This is a genomic window from Sphingomonas aerolata, assembly GCF_003046295.1.
Classification (GTDB): Bacteria; Pseudomonadota; Alphaproteobacteria; order Sphingomonadales; family Sphingomonadaceae; genus Sphingomonas; species Sphingomonas aerolata.
Window position 1 is genome coordinate 423,187 of sequence record NZ_PZZN01000003.1, and the last position, 21,667, is coordinate 444,853.

At 66.4% G+C, this 21,667-nt stretch carries 14 protein-coding genes and 1 tRNA gene; 9 read left to right on the plus strand and 6 right to left on the minus strand.

What is annotated here, in order from left to right:
- Positions 1-54 precede the first annotated feature (54 nt).
- The 3 genes from C8J24_RS14405 to C8J24_RS14415 all read right to left on the minus strand — a co-directional run bounded on the left by C8J24_RS14405 (position 55) and on the right by C8J24_RS14415 (position 1,103).
- Entirely contained in the window at positions 55-330 is a 276-nt protein-coding gene (locus C8J24_RS14405; RefSeq protein ID WP_107933424.1) for a hypothetical protein, read from the minus strand.
- A gap of 73 nt (positions 331-403) precedes the next feature.
- Positions 404-721, minus strand: coding sequence for a hypothetical protein (locus tag C8J24_RS14410; RefSeq protein WP_107933426.1), 318 nt, complete (start codon positions 719-721; stop codon positions 404-406).
- A 136-nt stretch (positions 722-857) separates the two neighbouring features.
- Positions 858-1,103, minus strand: coding sequence for a helix-turn-helix transcriptional regulator (locus C8J24_RS14415; RefSeq protein ID WP_107933428.1), 246 nt, complete (start codon positions 1,101-1,103; stop codon positions 858-860).
- Between the two features lie 661 nt (positions 1,104-1,764).
- On the opposite strand from C8J24_RS14415, the gene C8J24_RS14420 reads away from it, so the two are divergent.
- Positions 1,765-2,097, plus strand: coding sequence for a hypothetical protein (locus C8J24_RS14420; RefSeq protein ID WP_146163693.1), 333 nt, complete (start codon positions 1,765-1,767; stop codon positions 2,095-2,097).
- Positions 2,094-6,173 (plus strand): peptidoglycan DD-metalloendopeptidase family protein, encoded by a 4,080-nt coding sequence (locus C8J24_RS14425; protein WP_107933433.1) that lies wholly within the window; start codon positions 2,094-2,096, stop codon positions 6,171-6,173. The genes C8J24_RS14420 and C8J24_RS14425 overlap by 4 nt, the downstream gene beginning before the upstream one ends.
- 79 nt (positions 6,174-6,252) lie before the next feature.
- On the opposite strand, the gene C8J24_RS14430 is transcribed toward C8J24_RS14425, so the two are convergent.
- Positions 6,253-6,342 (minus strand) — tRNA-Ser (locus C8J24_RS14430).
- Positions 6,343-6,463: 121 nt separating this feature from the next.
- Between C8J24_RS14430 and C8J24_RS14435 the strand changes: the two genes are divergently transcribed.
- Complete coding sequence (locus tag C8J24_RS14435; RefSeq protein WP_244180746.1) at positions 6,464-6,757, plus strand: hypothetical protein; 294 nt, start codon at positions 6,464-6,466, stop codon at positions 6,755-6,757.
- A gap of 83 nt (positions 6,758-6,840) precedes the next feature.
- Complete coding sequence (locus tag C8J24_RS14440) at positions 6,841-7,638, plus strand: glucose 1-dehydrogenase (protein ID WP_107933438.1); 798 nt, start codon at positions 6,841-6,843, stop codon at positions 7,636-7,638.
- A 46-nt stretch (positions 7,639-7,684) separates the two neighbouring features.
- Here the strand turns inward: C8J24_RS14440 and C8J24_RS14445 are convergent, their stop codons facing one another.
- Complete coding sequence (locus tag C8J24_RS14445; protein ID WP_107933441.1) at positions 7,685-8,788, minus strand: NADH:flavin oxidoreductase/NADH oxidase; 1,104 nt, start codon at positions 8,786-8,788, stop codon at positions 7,685-7,687.
- 199 nt (positions 8,789-8,987) lie between these two features.
- Positions 8,988-11,414 carry a TonB-dependent receptor gene (locus C8J24_RS14450; RefSeq protein ID WP_107933443.1) on the minus strand — a complete coding sequence of 809 codons (2,427 nt, stop codon included), beginning with the start codon at positions 11,412-11,414 and terminating at the stop codon, positions 8,988-8,990.
- Between the two features lie 166 nt (positions 11,415-11,580).
- Between C8J24_RS14450 and C8J24_RS14455 the strand changes: the two genes are divergently transcribed.
- The 5 genes from C8J24_RS14455 to treY all read left to right on the plus strand — a co-directional run bounded on the left by C8J24_RS14455 (position 11,581) and on the right by treY (position 21,640).
- Positions 11,581-13,254 carry an alkaline phosphatase D family protein gene (locus C8J24_RS14455; protein ID WP_107933445.1) on the plus strand — a complete coding sequence of 558 codons (1,674 nt, stop codon included), beginning with the start codon at positions 11,581-11,583 and terminating at the stop codon, positions 13,252-13,254.
- Between the two features lie 184 nt (positions 13,255-13,438).
- The gene (gene glgX, locus C8J24_RS14460) at positions 13,439-15,541 is read left to right on the plus strand and encodes a glycogen debranching protein GlgX (protein ID WP_107933447.1); all 2,103 of its coding nucleotides are present in this window, start codon (positions 13,439-13,441) and stop codon (positions 15,539-15,541) included.
- On the plus strand, positions 15,538-17,247 hold the full coding sequence (gene treZ, locus C8J24_RS14465; RefSeq protein ID WP_107933449.1) for a malto-oligosyltrehalose trehalohydrolase: 1,710 nt from the start codon (positions 15,538-15,540) through the stop codon (positions 17,245-17,247). The genes glgX and treZ overlap by 4 nt, the downstream gene beginning before the upstream one ends.
- Positions 17,244-19,226, plus strand: coding sequence for a 4-alpha-glucanotransferase (gene malQ / locus C8J24_RS14470; protein WP_107934251.1), 1,983 nt, complete (start codon positions 17,244-17,246; stop codon positions 19,224-19,226). The genes treZ and malQ overlap by 4 nt, the downstream gene beginning before the upstream one ends.
- Positions 19,223-21,640, plus strand: a complete 2,418-nt coding sequence (treY, locus tag C8J24_RS14475; RefSeq protein ID WP_107933451.1) for a malto-oligosyltrehalose synthase — start codon at positions 19,223-19,225, stop codon at positions 21,638-21,640. Before malQ ends, treY begins: the two co-directional genes overlap by 4 nt.
- Positions 21,641-21,667: the final 27 nt, after the last annotated feature.

Consider the following 21,667-nt stretch of genomic DNA (forward strand, 5'->3'; position numbering starts at 1 on the left):
CCATGGCTTAAGTCGAAAGGGCGCCAGGGGAAACCTTGGCGCCCTTTTTGGATGTCAGCCGAACGCGGCAATCTCGGCAGCCGTGGGTTCGACCGCAATCGGATATTCGCCTGACAGTAGTTCGCGACGCTCGGTAGCTGTCACCGGCATGAACACAGTCTTCGGCGAGACGGACCGCACGCCGTCCTTCAGCACGCTACCGCGAACCGCTTCCTTCGCATTGAAGAGAATCTGCCCGGTCGCCTTCAGCGGCTTAAGGCTGGCTTCTTGCACCCGTGCCGCGGCGGTGAATGCCGGCCCTTGGCGGAAGTACTGCTCATGGTCGGACATCTTAGATGTCTCCTACACTCCTGTAGATTGAAGGCCGCCTGCGGTGGAGTGACGCCGCAGGCGGCCAACTGGTTCAGGCGAACTCGCTCTGCTGCTCGGAGAACAGCGACAGTTCAGCCGTGGAAGGCTCTTCAGCCGCCGGATATTGACCCTGCAACAGTTCAGCCCGCTCGACTGCCGTCGGCGGAACGAACAGCGAGCCCGGCGCCGCAGTCTGCTGCGCGCCGTAGACGATCGTATTGATCGCCTTCAGCGGAACGATGCCGACTTCCTGAATGACGGGATCAGGTAAAGCGCCGCTGGCCGACCAGTTGGTCTTGCCGTCTGGCAGACGCTTGCGATCGACTTCGAGAGTATCGTTGCCGGTGGGGCGGGGTTTGGCGTTGGCCATGTGATGTATCTCCGATGGTTGTACCGCATCCGGCGAATGTACGGACCAGTGCGGAGACACCAGCCCGTACTTTCGCGGAACGACTTGTGTATAACTCGGATTGGCGAATCTAATAAATTTCGAAGGGCTAATACAACTACGAGTTGAGAAGCACTTCAAAATCGCTGTCAGCCTGAGTCAGATTCTGGATTCCTCCCTTGCCAATCTGCATCATCTGCCAAGACTGAACCTCAGAAGACAGCCAGAACCGTCGCTTTGGAGAATGCTGATAAGGGCGTGACTGCGGAAATTGTCCCGCACGCATCAACCGGTATAGCTCTGATTTCGAGACGCCGGTCGTTTCCATGACCCGCCGCAGTCCCCAAAACTCAAGAACTGCCATACATGCCTCACTTGCTAAGCTGTTCGGGTGCAGTGCTCGGCGATCCGTTGGTAGAAGCCAGCGTGCATTGGCGTCCAACGGCCTGACTCGACAGCACCACGGGTCACGCTACTGAGCATGGGCAGCCCTGCATCGGCCGACATTCTTGCGATGATCGCGTCCGCAAATCGCCGCCCAGTTGCGCAATCTACCGCGTAGTCGCCTGTCTCAGGCATATCGATGTAACCGGCAATCTCTTCCCGAAGTGCGCTTGTGTTTAATGCTTGCTGATCGACCACGAACATAACTCCTACTGGTGAGTGTCCGGGCCAAATTGCCACTTGGTGACCGGACGATAACGGGTGGCAATATCGTGCAGTAGACACGACGAGTCATAGACTCCCCATTATCGCCCGACCGCATAACACCGCTCAAAGCGGATGACGGAAAAGCGGCTTCTACTGCAACGGATTGCCAACCGTACCGACTCATTGTTTTGAGCCTGCAGTAGCTAGATACATGCTATCAATTAGCTCCGTAAAGCTAAAACTTCGTTACCGAATCACTTACAACTAGTCTAGTTGATATTCAACTTTCGGTTGAAACTGTGACGACCCTCTAAAATTCCATTTCCCGGCGGACCCGTGGTAAATGTTACTATACAACGGAGTGAACCGGCGACATGAATAAACCCTTATCTCTTAAGCAGCTTTCGGAAATCATCGAAAGAAAGCCGGCTGCCCTATCCGTGGTGGCAGCTATGCCGCGGATAACGGTCGACGATATTTCATACGCAATATCAAAAATGGCGATCGATGGTGATGTCGCGCGAGACTTGGTTGCCACGAGTAGCGGTCGCCCCCTCGCTGATGTGCAGCGAGGTTTGCTGACGTCGATCCGAGCCGCGGTTGTGGCTGTACATACGATTGCCGCCCATACGCCACAGAGCATTGGTGAAGTGTTTATCACTGCAGTCGCGCCGGGCTTCGGGAACGACATTGGAAGCGTTCAGTGAGCGCGCGCACTCAAGTCGACAGCGTCCTGGTCATCCGCGCACGCGACGAGGCGACCAAGGCTGTCACGGCGATCGGCAACGCGCTCGAGCAGCTGATCGGCACCCAGAAGAAGGTCGCGTCCGGCAGCGAGAGCGCAGCCAGCGGCATGCAGCAGATCCTCGGCGTGCTCGCGTCACTGGACAAGGCCTATGCCCGCACCGCGGAGTCCAGTGACGCCGGTGCCGCGGCCCTCGAACGGCAGAACCGCGCGATCGCCGCCAGCAAGGCGCAATACACGGCACTGGAAGCCCAGCAGCGCGGCGCGGCGCGCGCGGCGGACCAGTTGCGTGTCGCCCTGGTCGATGCGCTGCTGACGAACGGCAACGCCGATGTCCTGCGCGCCCAGATCGGCGAAGTCACGACCGAGATGCGCCGGCTGGAGTCGGAGGCGGACAAGCTGCAGCGGACCATCGCGCAGCAGGAAGCCGGGTTCACGCGCGCCGCGTCGGGCATGGCTGAGCTGGAGCGGCAGACGCGTCTCGCCGGCGCCGTCAGTACTTTCGCGGCTCAGGAGGCCGCCGATTACGCCCGGTCGCTGGATAACCAGACCGCGGCCGCGCAACGCAATGCTGCCGTGCTCAAGACTATCGCGCGGGCGACCGGCACCGATCGCGGTTCAGCCGTCGACAACGGCGCCACCTTCGGGCTGCTCGAGAAGCAGGCGGCAGCCTCCGAGGCCGCAGCCGCTGCCGAGCGCAGTCGGGCGCAGGCTGCCGAGCTGACGAACAACGCGCTGCGGGCGCGGGCGCGGATCGAGGGTAACGGTGGTTCCGCCGGCCGCGCTGCCGACACCGTGTTCGCCCAGCAACTGCGCGACGAGGAAGACGCTGCCCAAGGTGCCGCGCGCGCCGAGAAGGAACTGGTCGACGCCACGGCCCGGTTGCGCGCCGAGCTCAACCCGATGGCCACGATCCAGGCGAACCTGAACACGGAAGTGGCCGAAGCGAATCGCCTCTACAAAGCAGGCAAGATCAGCGCGACCGAGTTGGGCGCGGCGACCGAGTTGCTGCGTGGCCGGGCGGCGAAGGCGTCGGCGGCGCTGAACGGGTCGCAAGGCATGGGCGCGGGCGGTAAGCCGTTGCTGTTTGGCCTGAAGCCCTACGAGATGCAGAATCTCGGCTACCAGGTGAATGACGTCGTCACGCAGCTGGCGTCCGGCACCTCGCTGACGCAGACGCTCGGTCAGCAGGCCGGGCAGATCGTTCAGATTTTCCCGCGTGTCGGGTCTGCGATCGTCGGAGCATTCACGAACCCCGCGATTCTGGGGTTCGTCGCTGTCATCGGTACCGTCGCAATCGCGCTGAAAAGCGCCGGCGACGAAGCCGAACGCACGCGGAAGTTTATGGGGCTGCTGGCGGCGTCGGCGGACGGCGCGACCTACGGTGCCAAGGCGCTGAACGAATCCGCGGAAGCGCTCGACCGGTATGGCCTGTCGGCAGCCGACGCGGTCACCGTGGTGCGCGGGTTCGTGAAGGACGGCGTAAATCCGGCCCGCATCGTGGAGTTCGGCGAGGCCGCGCAGGATCTGGCGGACGTGCTCGGCATCAAGGTGGTCGACGCCGCGCAGCAGGTCAGCGAGGCGTTCACCGGCGGATACGACAGCGTCAAGAAGTTGGACGACGCGACGAACTTTCTCACGTCGACGCAGCGCGACAACATCAAGTCCTTGTTCGACCAGGGCAAGGCCGCCGAAGCGCGCAACGAAGCGCTGCGGATCTTCAGCGAGCAGCAGGAAGACGCGGCCCAGAAGTCGCGCGGCGCATGGTCCGAGGCGACCCGGTCGCTCAGCACCGCATGGTCGGACTTCCTCAACGTGCTGTCGAATACCGATGCGATCAAGGAAGTCGCGAAGGAGCTGGAAGGGCTCGGCCGCATTGCGTCGCAGGCCATCCGCGCGATCAGCGGCGCGCAGTCGGCGGCCGACGTTGCCGCGCAGATCGCCCGCGCGAAGCAGGTCATCGCGAACAAGGAAGCGGCGAAGGGTGCCAACCCCGGCTTGGTCGGCGCGCTCGACGCGGACATCGCGGTGCTGCGCACACAGATTGCCGGGCTTGAGAAGCAGTATGCCGCGCTGAACGGCACCCAGAAGCAACTCAACGACACGGTTGCCGTACGCGGTGAGCTGACGAAGAAGCAGTCGGTCGACCTGGCTGCCCAGACGGAGGCGGCCAAGTCCGAGAAATCCGTGCTCAAGGCGACGAACGAAGCCCGCCGCACCGCGACCGAGTATGTCGAGAAGAATTTCAAGTTCGCCAGCGAGGCCACAAAACAGGCGTACATCAGCCAGAAAGCTGAAGAGGCGCGCACGGCAGCGCTGAAGAAGGCTGCCGACGAACGGAAGCGGGAAGCCGATCAGGCCAAACGACTGGCCGACGAGCGTAAGCGCGAACAGGAACGACTCGCCAAGCAGACGGCGTTCCAGGCGCCGGTCGACGGTCGCATCTCGTCCGGTTTCGGTGCGCGCGCTGCCCCGAAGGCGGGTGCGTCGACGTTCCACAAGGGCGTCGATTATGCCGTGCCGTCGGGCACCACGGTGCGCGCGCCGGCGGAGGGCGTCGTCATCGAGACCGGCACCGACTCGAAGCTGGGCAAGTTCGTCTACATCGACCACGGCAAGGGCACGATTTCGAAGTTCAGCCACCTGTCGGACAACAACGTAGTCGCGCAGGGGCAGGTAGTTACCGCCGGCCAGGCGATCGCGAAGTCGGGCAACACCGGCAACAGCACCGGCGCGCACCTGCACTACACGGTGACGGTCAACGGGAAGCCTGTCGACCCGACCAAGGGGCTGTTCCCGGCGGACGGGAAGTCGCGGTTCCAGGTCGATCAGGCCGACGCGATCGACAACTATGACGACGCGCAGCAGAAGCTCGCGGACAAGCGCGACGCGTATCTGGCGAAGGTCGACGAGACCAGCGCTGCCATGGTGCAGGACACCGAGCAGTTGCGCGAGCAGCAGAACCTGACCGACGGGCTGCTGCTGGCCGCCCAGCGTAAGGCTGCGATCGAGGACGCCGTTCGGAAGGCCGAGACGGACGCGACACAGGCCGGTGTCGCGCCGGATGACGCCGGGCTGGCGCTGCGGATCGAACGGCTGCGCGAGGTCACCGGCGCGTATTTCGACGCGGCGCACGCAAAGGATGCGTTCCAGGCGCAGCAGAACAGCGTCGACAAGCCCGTCGCTGATCTGACCGCCCAGCGCGACGCGATGCGGGATCAGGTCACGTTCCTGCGCGACAGTGGGCTGAATGCCGAGGCCGACTCGCTACTGCCGATGCTGGGGCAGGTGAACACCCAGTTGCAGGGCGCCGTCGACAAGGCGATCGCGTTCTATGCGGCGCTGTCGCCCGGCGACAACCCGCTGGGGCTGACGGCCGCGCAGCTGGCCACCATCAACACGCAGCTCACCATCGCGAAACAGTCGTCTGCCGAATGGGGGACGATCCTTGATGTATCGGTGGAGCAAATCGCCGATGCATTTGCCAACACCCTTACCTCGGCAATCGACGGGTTCGTGCAGGCACTGGTCGACGGACAGAGCGCGTTCGGCGCGCTGAAGAACGCGTTCCTAGATTTCGCGGCGAACTTTCTGCGGCTCATCTCGCAGATGATCCTGCAGCAGATCGCGTTGAACATCGCGAAAGGCGTCATCAGTGCGATCGGCGGTGGCGGACCTGTGCCCGCACAGCATACTGGCGGTGTCGTAGGACAGAATACGTCCGGGTCGCGCTTCATGAGCTCAGCAGCGTTCGCCGGCGCGTCGCGGTTCCACACCGGCGGGATCGCGGGGCTGCGGCCTGACGAGGTGCCGATCATCGCGCAGAGGGGCGAAGAGATCCTGACCCGCGGTGACCCGCGTCACCGTGCGAACGGCGGCCTGGGTGGCGGTGCAGCGCCGATGCCGAAGATCACCGTCGTCAATGCACTTGATGCTGGCGATATCGTGTCGAAGGGCCTCGACAGCGGCGTGGGCGGCAAGGCGTTCCTGAATTACATCCGGGCGAACAGCGCCGCGGTCAAGCAGGTGCTGGGTTGATAGCGCACGCCCTCTGGCAGGGCAGAAAATGGGGCAGGGCCGCCCGAAGGCAAGATTTCCCAACGATTTCAATAGTTTATGGCGGAAGAGGTGGGATTCGAACCCACGGTAGAGTTACCCCTACGCTGGTTTTCAAGACCAGTTCCTTAAACCACTCGGACACTCTTCCGCACCGCATCCGCGCCGCCGCGATGGCGGAGGGGCGTGTGCGACCGGCATCTAGGTCGGGGTGGACCGTTGCGCAACTCTTTCGCAGGGAGGTGGCCGGCCGTTCGACATGGCTTGCCACGATGGCCCGGCTCGGGCAGCGCTGCGCCATGGATCTCGATGCGATGCTCACCCATTATTTCGGCACGACCGATCTCGATACGCTGGATACGATCGCGATCGATGACGGTCTCGAGCGCGTCCGGATTGCGTTCGGGACCGAGCGCGAGACCGGCCGTCGGTTTGCGCTGTGGGCGGTGCTGGCGACGCTCGGCGATGCGCCCGACCCGCGTGACGCGTTCAAGACCCCGGCCGAGCAACAGGCTGCGCAGGCCTATGCGCGCGCGCTGCGGACGGCGGTTACGCTGGGCGGCTAGCCGCCCGGTGGGGGCAGACGGATAGCTTTGGCAAGGCGGGCGTTGGGGACGCAACTCCTGACAGTCTAGCGAAAGCGAGCCCCATGCACATCGATCTCTCCGGACAGACCGCTATCGTCACCGGCGCAAGCTCCGGCCTCGGACGCGCCGCCGCTCTGCTCTTCGCGCAGGCCGGCGCGCGCGTCGCGGTCAATTACAACAGCAATCGCGAGGCGGCGGACGACGTGGTCGCGCGGATCGTGGCCGGCGGCGGCGAGGCGTTCTCCTGCCAGGCGGATACCGCGGACGAGGATGCGGTCCTCCGGCTGTTCGACGAGACCGTGTCGCGGTTCGGCGGCGTCGACGTCGTGTTCGCCAATGCCGGCATGCAGAAGGATGCGGGCTATGCGGACATGACGCTGGCCGACTGGAGCCGCGTCATCGACGTCAACCTGACGGGCCAGTTCCTCGTTTCGCGCGAGGCGGTACGCCGGTTCCGCGCGCAGGGTGATCGCGGCTTCGGCCGGGCGATCGGCAAGATCCTGTTCATGAGTTCGGTGCACGAGACGATCCCCTGGGCGGGGCATGCGAACTATGCGGCGTCGAAGGGCGGCAGCGGAATGCTGATGCGCACGCTGGCACAGGAGGTCGCGCAGGAGCGGATCCGGGTCAATGCGCTGGCGCCCGGCGCGATCGCGACCGACATCAACGCCGATGCGACCAGGGGCGATGCCGCCGACGCGCTGCTCAAGCTCATCCCCTATGGACGGATCGGCGAGCCCGACGATGTCGCGCGTGCGGCGCTGTTCCTGGTGTCCGACGCCGCGGACTATATCATCGGATCGACGCTGACCGTCGACGGCGGGATGAGCCTGTATCCCGGTTTCCGCGAAAACGGCTGACCGCGGCTGGAGACATTGCCGCGACCCGCGAGGGTCGCGGCTCGCGTCAGGCCTGGAACAGGTCCTTGTACTGGCGTGGCTGTGAGCGGAGATACTGGTTGGGCGCCTTCACATGGCCGCCGAGATGTGCGGCGGCATGCCACGGCCAGCGCGGATCGTAGAGCAGGGTCCGGGCTAGCGCGACGAGATCGGCGTCACCGGTACCGATGATCGCCTCGGCCTGTTCATAATCGGTGATCAGCCCGACCGCGACGACGGGGATGCCGACCGCCTGCTTGACCTGACGCGCCAGCGGGACCTGATAGCTCGGCCCGACCGGGATCTGCTGGTCCGGGCTGAGGCCCCCGCTCGAGACGTGGATCGCGGCGCACCCGCGAGCCTCGAGCGCCTTGGCGAAGGCGACGGTCTGTTCACCGTCCCAGCCGCCCTCGACCCAGTCGGTGCCCGATACGCGCATCGTCACCGGGCGATCCGCCGGGAAGGCGGCGCGGACCGCGTCGTACACTTCGAGCGGGAAGCGCATCCGGTTCTCGAGGCTGCCGCCATAGTCGTCGTCGCGGTGGTTGGCCAAGGGCGAGAGGAACTGGTGGAGGAGGTAGCCGTGCGCGGCGTGCAGCTGGATCGCATCGATCCCGAGCCGTGCCGCGCGCGTCGCCGCGGCGGCAAACGCGTCGCGCAGTCGAGCCAGCCCCTCGCGATCGAGCGCCGTCGGCGGCGTATCGTCGGGCAGGAAAGCGGCCGGGGAGGGGGCTTCGGTCTGCCATCCCTTGTCGGCGCCCGGCGCGATCTGCCCGCCGCCCTTCCAGGGCACCTCGCACGACGCCTTGCGTCCGGCATGCGACAGCTGGATGCCGATCGGCATGTCCGACCAGCGCCGCACGCTCTCGAGTGTCCGCGCGATCGCCGCTTCGCTCGCATCGTCATACAGCCCGACATCGCCGTAGGTGATCCGCCCCTCGGGCGTCACCGCGGCGGCTTCGAGCATCATCAGGGCCGCCCCCGACAGCGCGAGATGCCCGAGATGGATCAGGTGCCAGTCGGTCATGCAGCCGTCGACCGCCGAATATTGGCACATCGGCGCGATGACGATCCGGTTGGCGAGATCGAGCTTGCCGACCTTGAACGGCGTGAAGAGCTGCGGACCGCTCATGCGGAAACGGCCGTAGCGATGGGGATGGCGCGCATCGTGAGAACCTCGTGCGATGGGGAATGCGCGTCAACGCACCGGGCCGGGATAGGAGCCGGCGGACGAGTGCCGGGCGCGCCAACTTGCAGCCGCCCGACTGGTCTTTGCGGATGGTCCCCGCCGTCCCGGCGCGTGCCGGAACGACAGGGTGGGACAGGGCTGTTTAGAACTTGGCGCCGAGCTCGACGCCGTAGAAGCGCGGTTCGCCGGCGATATAAGTGGGGATGCCGAAGCCGCCGCCCGTGTTGCCCGCGTCGATCAGGTAGCGCTTGTTGGTCAGGTTGCGCGCAAAGCCGCCGACGCGGTAGCGCCCGTCCGCGAGCTCGATACCGGCACGCAAGTTGACCAGCGTATAGCCGCGCTGGCTGATCGCGGCGCTGTTGGGCAGTTCGAAGAACACCTTCGACCGGTAATTCGCGCTCGGCGTCGCATAGAAGACCGCGCCGCCGACGGGCAGCCGGAGCGTCGCGCCGCCCGATGCCGTGGTGCTCGGCTGGAGGCGGAAGCGGTTGCCAGCAAAGGTGCCTGCAGGCTGGTCCGCGATCCCGCCGTCGAGATAGGCGAAGGTCCCGAACACCGAGAGATACTGGCCAAGCGCCAGATTGCCCTCGAGCTCGACGCCGACATTCTTTGCCGAGCCCGCGCTGCGCGTGACCGCAACGACCGCACCATTGGCGGGATTGACCTCGTTCACCGAGACCTGGAACCCGTCATAGGTCTGATAGAAGACGGATGCCGCGCCGGTGAACGGACCGACGCGCCCCTTGACCCCGCCTTCGTAGTTCCAGACATTTTCCTCAGGCACGATCTGAAGATTGGGGCGTACGCCGTTGACGGCGTTGAGTGCCGCCAACTGGACGACCGGCGAGCGCCGGCCCTTGCTGATCGTGCCGTAGAGGCTGACATCGTCGTCGAGCTTCAACAGCGCGTTGAACCGCGGGAGGATCGCGGCAAAGCTCTGGTCCGCCTCGAACTTCACGCCATTGGTGTTCGCGGTGCCGAGCAGGCTGGTGCGGACGCCCAGCGCAGCGAGGATCTGCGAATTCGGCTGGATCGACGAATAGCCCGACTGACGATCCTCGATCAGGATGCGTGCGCCGGCGGTCAGCTCGAGCGCCGGGATCGGGATATAGGTCGCGTCGGCGAACACCGAATAGGTGTCGTTGTTGCCGTAATTGGTGAACTCGGACGAATAGGGGATCTGCGTCGCGCGGCCGCCGGTGAGGATCGCGGTGGCGCGGGTCGCTGCCGGGATCGTGCCGTTGGCGGCGACACAGCCCGGGCCGGTCGGGATCCCCGCGCCGTTCAGCGCGGTACGGAACGGCTGATAGGCCGTGGCGATCGAGCAAGCGATATAGGTGCCCTCCTCGGTCGAGAAGGGGACGCGCTGCGACCCGTTTTCGAAAAAGGCGTTCCAGCCGAACGATGCGCGATATTTCGGGCCGTCGAACGCGAAGCGGCTCTCATGGCTCCACTGGTCGCCCTTCGCATCCTCGGCGAATTCGAGATACCAGGCCGGGCCGCCGTCCGCGTCGAATATCTCGAGCGCGTCGAAGCGGCGATAGCCGTTGACGGTGGTGAAGGTGATGCCGGGCGACAGATCGACCGACACCGTCAGATTGGCATCATAGACGTTGCGGTCGAGACCGAGCTTGCGCGCACCGAGCGCCGTCGCGCTGAACGGCGAGCCCGAAAGTTCGGCATTGCCGTAATCGCCGGTCTGGCCGCCGGTCGGGGCATGCGCGCGGCTCTTGAACGCGGTGCCGGGATTGCGCTGACCATCATAGGTCAGGACGAGATCGGCGGTGACCGCGTCGTTCGGACGGAAGCGCAGCGAACCGCGGATGCCGCGCTGGTCCTGACCGTTCAGATCGTCCTGATCGACCTTGCCCTGGTTCTGGTTGGGGATGTTCGCATCACCGGCGATGTTGCGGACATAGCCGTCGCGATATTTATAGGCGAAGGCGAGGCGCCCCGACAGCACGTCGTTGCCGGCGTTGATAAAGCCCGACACCTGCGTCCTGTTGTAATTGCCGTAGGAGCCGGTGATCGCGCCTGAGGTGCCGGGCTGCGGCTTGGCGGAGATGAGGTTGATGGCGCCGACCGCCGCGGCGGTGCCGAACAGCGTCGCCTGCGGGCCCTTCACGACTTCGATCCGCTCGAGATCATAGAGATCCTGATAGGCGCCGCGCGACCGGCTGATGTCGACGCCGTTATAGTAGAGCGTCACGCGCGCACCCTGCTGCGACGAGCCATTGTCCGAGGTGATGCCGCGGATCACGAAGCCGGGGTTGTTCGCGCTCTGCTCCTGGATTTGCAGGCCGGGAATATAGGCGGCGACTTCGGACAGCGAGTTGACGCCGATATCCGCCATCTTCGCGCCGGTGAGCGCGGTGACGGTCAGCGGCACGTCCTCGATCCGCTGTTCGCGCTTCTGCGCGGTGACGACGATGTCGTCGCCGTTTGTCACGCTGGCGCGGGCGGCCGGGCCGGTCGCCGGATCGGGTGCGACGATCGCCTGGGCAAGCGCACCCGTCGAACAGGATGCAGCAAGCGCGGCCAGAGCCAGGCGCGTAGAAATAGTCGTCATGAAGTCCCCCGATTGTCAGTGAGCGAGCACCTAGGGCGGGGTCGTTACGGTTCCGCGTCGGATACATGACCCGCGCGTGACGGCCTGTCATCGCGGCGTAACACCGCCGCAACGTGACTGACGCCGAGCGCCCCTAGCAGGCGGCATCACCGCAAAAGGCACTGTTATGACGATCAATCGCCGCGACGCCCTCACGCTCTTCGGCTCCGGCTCCGCGCTCGCGCTTCCCGGCCTCGCCACCGCGGCGCGCACGAACGGCAGCGCGGGGGCAGCGCGCTTCGACCACGGCGTGGCGAGCGGCGATCCCTTGGCGGACGGCGCGATCCTGTGGACGCGTGCTACCCCGCAGGATCCGCAACAGGCGGGCGATATCGCGCTGACCTGGCATGTCGCATTGCGCGAGGGCGATACGCCCCTCCGTTCGGGCCGGATCGCGGCGCGGGCGGCGCGCGACTTCACCGCCAAGGTCGCGGTGACGGGGCTGAAACCCGGGACCGAGTATCGCTACTGGTTCGAAACCGCGGCGGGCACGCGCTCACCCGTCGGCCGGGTCCGCACGCTGCCCCGCGGCGTGGTTGCGGATGTCGTCATGGGCGTGGTGTCGTGCCAGCTATACCCCGGCGGGTTCTTCAACGCCTATGCTTCGATCGCCAAACTCGACCGGCTCGACGCAGTGCTGCATCTCGGCGACTACATCTATGAATATGCCATCGACGGCTATGGCGGCGACATCGGCAAGAAGATCGGCCGGCTGGTCGAGCCCACGCATGAGATCCTGACGCTCGCCGACTATAGGATGCGTCACGCGCAGGTGAAGCGCGACGCCGACATGCAGGCGGCGCACGCCCGCGCGGCGTTCATCTGCGTGTGGGACGATCACGAGGTCGCCAATGACGACTGGATCGGCGGCGCCGAGAACCATGACCCGGCGACCGAGGGCGACTGGAAGGCGCGCAAGGCCGCGTCGATGCAGGCCTATTTCGAATGGATGCCGATCCGCGACCCGAGGCCCGGCGAGCCGTGGGAAGCGATCAACCGCAGTTTCGAGTTCGGCGATCTCGCGACGCTGGTGATGGTCGAGACGCGGCTGCTCGCTCGGAGCAGGCAGGTCGCGGCGAAGGGCGAGGCGATTGCGCCTGCCGAATATGCCCCGATGATGGCGGAGCGCGCGCAGCCGGGTCGCGAAATGCTGGGCGCACCGCAGCTCGCCTGGATCGAGCGGACGATGGCGGCGTCGGTCACGGCGGGCAAGCCGTGGCAGGTACTCGGCAACCAGGTGGTGATGGCGCGCGTGGCCGGCCCGGATCTCGAGAGGCAGCTTGGCCCCGATCGCTTCGCCGCGATGATGGCGCGGCTCCCGGAGAAATGGCGCACGGCGCTGATGGCGAGCATGGCATCCTATCGCGCGGGTCTGCCGTTCAACTTCGACAGCTGGGACGGCTATCCCGCAGCACGGGAACGGCTTTATGCCGCGTTCAAGCGGTCGGGGTCGCGACCGGTCGTGCTGTCGGGGGATAGCCATGCCGGCTGGGCGAATGATCTGCATGATGCATCGGGGAAGCTCGTCGCGGTCGAATTCGGTGCGACCGCGATCACCAGCCCGTCCTATGGCTCGCTGATCCCGGGGATCGGGACGCTGATCGCCGACGCCAATGACGAGGTCCGCTTCTGCGACCAGGATCGCAAGGGGTTCATCGTCCTGACGCTGACGCCGGACCATGCCACCGCCGACTTCAAGACGGTATCGACCGTTGTTGCCAAGTCGTTCGAGGAGGCGAGCGTCGCGCGGTTCCGCGCCTCGGCCGCAGCCCCGGATGCAAAACTCGAGCAGCTTGGATAACGGCGGCGGCACACCGGGTGACGCCCATCGGCGTCACCCGCCTTGCCCGATCCCGCCGATGATTTTCCGTCGACAGGGAAAAGAAACCGATTCGGGAACATTGCCGGGAGCAGGCGGGTTTTCGCCCTGACACGCCGCCGCGCTGCTAGAATGGTGGAGGTTGGCGTCAATCTGGGGGCTCGCTTTGCATCTTCTGCCTGATACGCTCGAGGCCGGTTCGGCCTATCCGCTCGGCGCCACGTTCGACGGGCTCGGGGTCAATTTCGCGGTCTATTCGGCCAATGCCGAAAAGATCGAGCTGTGCGTCTATGACGACAGCGGCCGCCGTGAACTCAAGCGCTACGTCTTGCCCGAATGGACCGACGAGGTGTGGCACGGCTACCTCCCCGATGCGCAGCCGGGGCTGTCCTATGGCTATCGCGCCTATGGCCGGTACGCACCCGAGGAGGGCCACCGGTTCAATCCTAACAAGCTGCTGCTCGATCCCTATGCCAAGGCGATGACGGGCGAGCTGCGCTGGACCGACGCGATGTACGGCTATCAGGTCAAGTCGGCGCGCGAGGATCTGAGCTTCGATCGGCGCGACAATGCGCTGACCATGCCCAAGGGTGTCGTGACCGACAGCCATTTCGACTGGTCGCGGGACGTCCGCCCCAACACGCCCTGGTCCGAGACGGTGATCTACGAGGCGCACGTCAAGGGCCTGACCAAGCTGTTCGACGAGGTGCAGCCCTCCGAACGCGGGACCTTCGCCGCGCTCGGCAATCCCAAGGTCATCGATCATCTGAAGCGGCTCGGCGTGACCGCGCTCGAGCTGCTGCCGATCCAGAGCTATACGCAGGACCGGTTCCTACAGGAGAAGGGGCTCCGGAATTACTGGGGGTACAACACCCTCAACTTCTTTACGCCCGAACGCTCCTTCTTCGCGACCGACAGTCACAACGAACTGCGCCGGTCGATCCGCCGTCTCCATGCGGCGGGGATCGAGGTGATCCTCGACGTCGTCTACAATCACACATGCGAGGGGTCCGAGCAGGGGCCGACACTGTCGTGGCGCGGGCTTGACAATGCGAGCTATTACCGGCTGGTCAAGGATCAGCCGCGCTTCTCGATCAACGACACGGGGACCGGCAACACGCTGAACCTGACCAAGGCGCGGGTGATCCAGATGGTGGCGGATTCGCTACGCTACTGGGCGACCAGCTTCGGGATCGACGGGTTCCGTTTCGATCTCGGGCTGACGCTGGGGCGGACGGACACCGGCTTCGATCCGGGCGCCGGCTTCTTCGACGTGCTGCGCCAGGATCCGGTGCTGGGCCGGCTGAAGCTGATCACCGAACCGTGGGACATCGGTCCGGGTGGCTATCAGCTCGGCAATTTCCCCCCGGGCTTTGCCGAATGGAACGACAAGTACCGCGATACCGTCCGCAAGTTCTGGCGCGGTGACCATGCGCAGCGCGCGGATCTGGCGGCGCGGCTGACCGGGTCGGCGGATCTGTTCGATCGCCGTGCGCGGCGCCCCTGGGCCAGCGTCAATTTGCTCGGCGCGCATGACGGCTACACGCTCGCCGACACGACCGCTTATGAGGAGCGGCACAACGAGGCGAATGGCGAGGACAATCGCGACGGCCATTCGAACAACTGCTCGCGCAACTGGGGTGTCGAGGGGCCGACCGACGATCCCGCGATCGCGGAAACTCGCAAGCGGGTCGCGCGGTCGATGCTGACGACGCTGTTCGCGTCGCTCGGCACGCCGATGCTGGTCGCGGGCGACGAGTTCGGGCGGACGCAGGGCGGCAACAACAACGCCTATTGCCAGGATAACGAGATCAGCTGGCTCGACTGGACGCAGGCGAAGACCCCCGAGGGCGAAGCGCTGATCGACTTCACCGCGCGGCTGGCCGCGTTGCGGCGCGACTATCCGATGCTGCGCGCGGGCAATTTCCTCTACGGCGAGGATACCCCGGCGGAGGGTCTGAAGGACATCGAATGGTGGGACGAGCGTGGCGTCCAGCTGTCTCCCGAGGACTGGGAAAACACCAATGGCCGTGCGCTGACGATGCGTCGTGCGGCGCTGTGCGAGGATGGCAGGATCCAGGTCGTGTCGTTGCTGCTGAACGCGTCGGAGGGGCCGCTGACCTTCACCATGCCACCGCCCTCCGAGGTCGAGCGTATGGTCCTGATCGACAGCGCAAAGCCCGAGCAGCAGCCGATGCCGATCACCGACAGCTACGATCTCGCGCCGCAGGGTGCGGCGCTGCTGTCCTGGAGGATGGATCCGGCATGAGCGCGTGGGGCGCGACGCCGGCGAGCGGCGGCACAGCGTTCCGGCTCTGGGCGCCCGATGCCGACCGGGTGACGCTGGAGATCGACGGGGCTGCGCCGAAGCCGTTGGACGGACAGACGGACGGATGGTTCACCGCGACCGCCGATGTCGGGGCAGGGGTGCGCTATCGCTTCCGGATCGGCGAGGATCTGGTCGTGCCCGACCCCGCGTCGCGCCAGCAATCGGGGGGTGTGCATGGCTGGAGCGTCACCGTCGATCCCGATGCGTATCGCTGGCGATCGACCGACTGGCGCGGGCGGCGCTGGGAGGAGCTTGTGATCATGGAGGTCCATGCCGGCACCATGGGTGGTTTCGCCGGGATCACCGCACGCCTGCCCGAGATCGCCGCGCTCGGCGTGACCGCGGTCGAGTTGATGCCGGTCGCTGCGTTCGGCGGCACGCGCAATTGGGGCTATGACGGCGTCCTGCCCTATGCGGTCGCCGAGAGCTACGGCACGCCCGACGATCTGCGGGCGATGGTCGATGCCGCACACGCGCTTGGCGTCGCGGTGCTGCTCGATGTTGTCTATAATCACTTCGGACCCGACGGGAATTATCTGGGCGCCTATGCTGGATCGTTCTTTCACAAGGACGTCGACACCCCCTGGGGCGGCGCGGTGGCGGTCGATGTCGAACCCGTTGCGCGCTACTTCATCGACAACGCCCTGATGTGGCTCACCGACTACCGGATCGACGGTCTTCGGTTCGATGCGGTCCACGCGATCGACAATGACCGGTTCCTCGATGCGATGGCGGCTGAGATCCGCGCGACGGTCACCGACCGGCCGATCCACCTCGTCCTCGAGAACGAGCGCAACGACGCCGATCGGCTGCGGCCGGGCGGCTATGATGCGCAGTGGAACGACGACTTCCACAATGTCCTTCACGTGCTGCTGACGGGCGAAACCAGCGCCTATTACGCCGACTTCGCCGACCGGCCGGCGGAGCGTCTCGCGCGGTGCCTGGGCGAAGGGTTCATTTATCAGGGGGAGGGGTCGGCCAATCATGACGGTCGGACGCGCGGCACGCCGAGCGCGCACCTTTCACCGACCGCGTTCGTGTCGTTTCTGCAGAACCACGACCAGATCGGCAACCGGGCGCTTGGCGAGCGGCTTACGCTGCTCACCTATCACGCACGGCTGCGTGCTGCGACCGCATTGCTGCTGCTCTGCCCGCAGATCCCGCTGCTGTTCATGGGGGACGAGACGGGGAGCGAGACGCCGTTCCTGTTCTTCACCGACTTCCATGACGAGCTTGCCGATGCGGTGCGCGATGGCCGGCGCCGGGAATTCGCGAAGTTTGCCGCGTTCGCCGACGAATCCGCCCGCGCTGCGATCCCCGATCCGAATGCGAGCGCGACCTTCGAGGCGTCGGTCGCTGCACCCGGTCCCGACGCCGATGCCTGGCGCGATCTTTATCGCACGCTGATCGCGGTCCGGCAGCGCGCGATCATACCGCGCCTGTCCGGCACGCGCGCGATCGGCGCCGAGGCGATCGGGCCGGCGGCGGTCGTCGCGCGCTGGACGCTGGGCGACGGCGCGGTGCTCACGATCGCGCTCAATCTCGGCGAGGATCCGGTCGCGTTTCCGGAAGCCTCCGGCGAGATGCTGTTCGCGCAGGGCGATCCCGGGCAGCACGCGAGCGTCGCCGTGTGGCTGGCGGCATGAGCCTGCTCCACGACCTCGCCGCCGCCGCTGGTCTGCAGCCCCGGTGGCAGGATGCCGGTGGGCGTGCGCAGACCGTGGCCGACGAGGCGTTGCAAGCGATCCTGAACGCGCTCGGACTTCCCGCGGACAGCGAGGCGGCGATACGCGCGAGCCTCGCCACCGCGCGCGCGGTGCGAGCCGAACCCCCGTCGTTCGTCTCGGCGGATGTCGGTGCGCGGGTGTCGATCGGGGCAGGCGATGGTCCTGCGGTTCTGACGTTGGAGGACGGGGCGTCGCGTGCCGTGACGATCGTCGACGGGCAGCTGCCGGGGATCACGGAGGCGGGATACCACCTGCTCACGCTCGGCGGCCGGGACATCCGGCTCGCGATCGCGCCACCGCGCTGCGTCACGATCGCGGACGTCGAGGCAGGTGGGCGCCTCTGGGGCCCGGCGGTGCAGATCCCCGCCCTGCGCGACGGCCGGAGCACCGAGTTCGGCGACTTCGGCACGCTTGCGGACACGGTGCGCGCGTTCGCGACGCGCGGTGCCGATGCGGTGGCGATCAGCCCGACACATGCGCTGTTCCCGGCGGATGCGACCCGGTTCAGCCCCTATGCCCCGTCGAGCCGCCAGTTCCTGAACGTCATGCTCGCCGATCCGTCCGTGATGGCGGGCGCTGTTTCGGCGGACCCAGGGTCGCCGCCCGCATTGATCGACTGGGCGGGCGCGATCCCGGATCGCCTCGTCGCGCTGCGCCGACAGTTCGACACGTTGCCGGACACGGTACGGGCCGAGGTCGAGGCGTTCGGCGCAAGGGGCGGCAGCGACCTGCGTTTCCACGCCGCGTTCGATGCGCTTCACGCCCATTTTCTTGCGCAGTCGGGCGCCCGGGGATGGCAGGACTGGCCTGCCGCCTATCAGGATCCCGATGGCGCCGCGGTCGCCGCGTTCATGACGGAGCAGCGCGATACGTGCGACTTCTACGTCATTCTCCAGTGGCTGGCGGATGCGGGGCTCGAACGGGCGCAGCGCACGGCACGTGATGGCGGCATGGCGGTCGGTCTGGTCGCGGATCTCGCGGTCGGCATGGATCCGGGCGGCAGCCATGCGTGGCGACGGCGGGGTGATTTGCTGAACGGTCTGTCGATCGGTGCGCCACCCGACCCGCTGGGGCCCGACGGGCAGGCCTGGGGCATCACCGGCTTCGACCCACGGGCGCTTGTGGCAAATGGCTTCGCCCCGTTCATCGCGACGATCCGCGCGGGCTTGGCGCATGCCGGCGGGCTTCGCATCGATCACGCCTTTGGCTTGCGGCGGCTATGGGTGGTGCCGGACGGCGCGTCGGCGGCGGACGGGGCGTATCTCGACATGCCGTTTGCCGACATGATGCGGATCATCGCGCTGGAATCGCACCGCGCGCGCGCGATCGTCATCGGCGAGGATCTGGGGACCGTGCCCGACGGGTTTCGCGAGGCGATGGACACGCGGGCGATGCTGGGGATGCGCGTGCTCTGGTTCGAGCGCGACGGCGACGGTGAATTCATCCCCCCCGAATCCTGGTCGATCGATGCGGTCGCGATGAGCGGGACGCATGATCTGGCGACGATCGCGGGCTGGTGGCAGGGGCGCGATATCGCCTGGAACTGGGCCCTTGGCCGGACCAGCGACGCCGCCGACGAGGCGGCCGACCACGATGCGCGCGCCGCGGATCGGTCCCGTTTGTGGACCGCGCTCGGTGCGCCGGGGCCACAGCCCGACCCGAGCGACACCGCGCCGGTCGTCGACGCCGCGCTGGCGCATGTCGCACGGACGCCATGCGGGCTGGCGATCTTCCCGCTCGAGGATCTCGTTGGGCTCGTCGAGCAGCCCAATCTTCCCGGCACGACCGATGAACACCCCAATTGGCGGAGACGCATGCCAGACACCACCGACGCGCTGCTCGCGCGCCCCGACACTGCCGCACGCATCGCTCTGATCGAAACGGCGCGCGCATCATGACGCCACGTGCGACCTACCGGATGCAGTTCCACAAGGACTTCACCTTCGCGGACGCGGAGGCGCAGGTGCCTTATCTCGCCGCGCTCGGGATCAGTCATCTCTACGCCTCGCCGATCGCGACTGCACGGTCAGGCTCGACGCACGGCTATGACGTCGTCGATCCGACCCGGATCAATCCCGAACTGGGTGGCGAGGCGGGGTTTCGCCGGCTCGTCGACCGGTTGAAGGCGCACGGCATGGGCATGATCGTCGACATCGTCCCCAATCACATGGGTGTGGCGGGCGGCGAGAATGGCTGGTGGAACGACGTCCTCGCGAACGGTGCGTCGAGCCATTATGCGCAATTCTTCGACATCGACTGGCGCGAACCCGTCCTGCTGCCGATCCTGGGCGATCCGGTGTCGGTGGCGATCGCGCAGGGGGCGCTCAGCGTCGAGCAGGTCGACGATGTGCCGATGCTCGTCGCGTATGGCGAACACCGTCTGCCGCTCCGTCCCAAGGATCACGCGACCGCGGCGAGTGACGACCTGACCGCGTTGCTCGATCGGCAGCATTACCGGCTGGCATCGTGGCGAACGGCGAACGACGATCTCAACTGGCGGCGGTTTTTCACGATCAACGATCTCGCCGGACTGCGCGCGGAAGATCCCGCAGTGTTCGAAGCGAGCCACCGCCTGTATCTCGACCTCTATGCCGAGGGATTGATCGACGGTGTCCGGGTCGATCATGTCGACGGACTGACCGACCCCGCCGGCTATTGCCGAACGCTGCGCGCGCACTTCGATGCAATCACGCCAGCTGGCGCGGATCCGGCCTATATCGTCGTCGAGAAGATCCTCGCAGAGGGCGAACCGCTCGCCACCGACTGGGGGATCGATGGTACCAGTGGGTATGACTTCATGGCGCAGGTCACCGCGCTGTTGCATGACGAGGACGGCGCCGCACCGCTCGCCGAGCTCTGGGCGGATATCAGCGGGCGGTCGGCCGCGTTCGAGCCCGAGGATCTGCGCGCGCGTCAGGACATGTTGTCCTGGCAGTTCGAGGGGCAGCTTGCCCGATGCGTCGCGGCGTTCGTCGCGCTGGCACGGTCGACGCCGCAAGGCGACGGGCTGACGGCGGGGATGATCCGGCGGGCGGTGGAGCGCATGCTCTGGGTCTTCCCGGTCTATCGCACCTATGGCACCGGCGTCGCGGCACCCGCCGCCGATGCCGCGATCCGGGCGATCGTGCGCGAGCGGGTCGCGACGCATCTGGCACCCGGCGAGGGACCGGTCGTCGACCTGATCCTCGACTGGCTCGCCGGCGAAGGTCCGGGCGATCCGGATCTCGCCCCGGCCGCGGTGAGGCGGTTCCAGCAACTCTCGGCACCGATCGTGGCGAAGGCGGTCGAGGACACCGCCTTCTACCGCTATGGCCGGTTGCTGTCGCGCAACGACGTCGGGTTCGACCCCGCAGCCTTCGCGCTGCCCATCGAGGCGTTTCATGCCGCGATGGCGGAGCGCGCCGCCTATTGGCCGCGTGCGATGCTGGCGTCGGCGACGCATGATCACAAGCGTGGCGAGGACGTGCGTGCCCGGCTCGCCGTCTTGAGCGAAATCCCGGTGCGCTGGCGTGAGACCGTGACGGGCTGGCTCGCCGCGGCGGCCGCTATCGACGACGCGGTGGGTGCAGGCGATGCCTATATGCTGCTGCAGACGCTGTTCGGGGCGTGGCCCGAGGGGCTCCAGATCGATGACCGCGCAGGGCTTGCCGCTTTTGCCGAGCGCATCGTCGGGTGGCAGGAAAAGTCGTTGCGCGAGGCCAAGCTGCGGTCGTCCTGGGAGGCGCCGGACGAGGCCTATGAGGACCGCTGTCACGCACTTGCACGCGCCCTGCTCGACCCGGACCGTTCCGCGCGGTTTCTGCGCGAGCTGCACGACCTGATCGAAGCGACCGCGGCGGCGGCGCAGGCGAATGCGCTCGTTCAGACGGCGCTGCGGTACACCGTGCCGGGGGTTCCCGATCTGTATCAGGGCACCGAGTTGGCGGATCTCAGCCTGGTCGATCCGGATAACCGCCGGCCGGTGGATTATGCCCGCCGCGCGCGTCTACTCGAGCACGATGCGCCTGCAAAGCTCGCGCTGATTGCCCGACTGCTCGCGACCCGTGCGGACGCACCCCAGATCTTCGCCCAGGGTGACTACGCCCCTCTCGACGTGACCGGATCGCGCGCCGCGCATGTCCTCGCCTTCGAGCGCCGCGCGAATGGGCAGACGTTGCGGGTTGCGGTCGCGCTACGCTGCGCGACGGAACTGCTCGATCAGTCGGGGGCGGCGGTTCCTGCGGCATGGTGGGGTGAAACGCGGCTCGCGACCGGCGAGCGCGCAGCCGACCTTTTCGTGGACGGACCGGTCTTCGTCGCGGCGAGCGATTGACCCGGGCTGCGTCCCGCGTACGGCGGG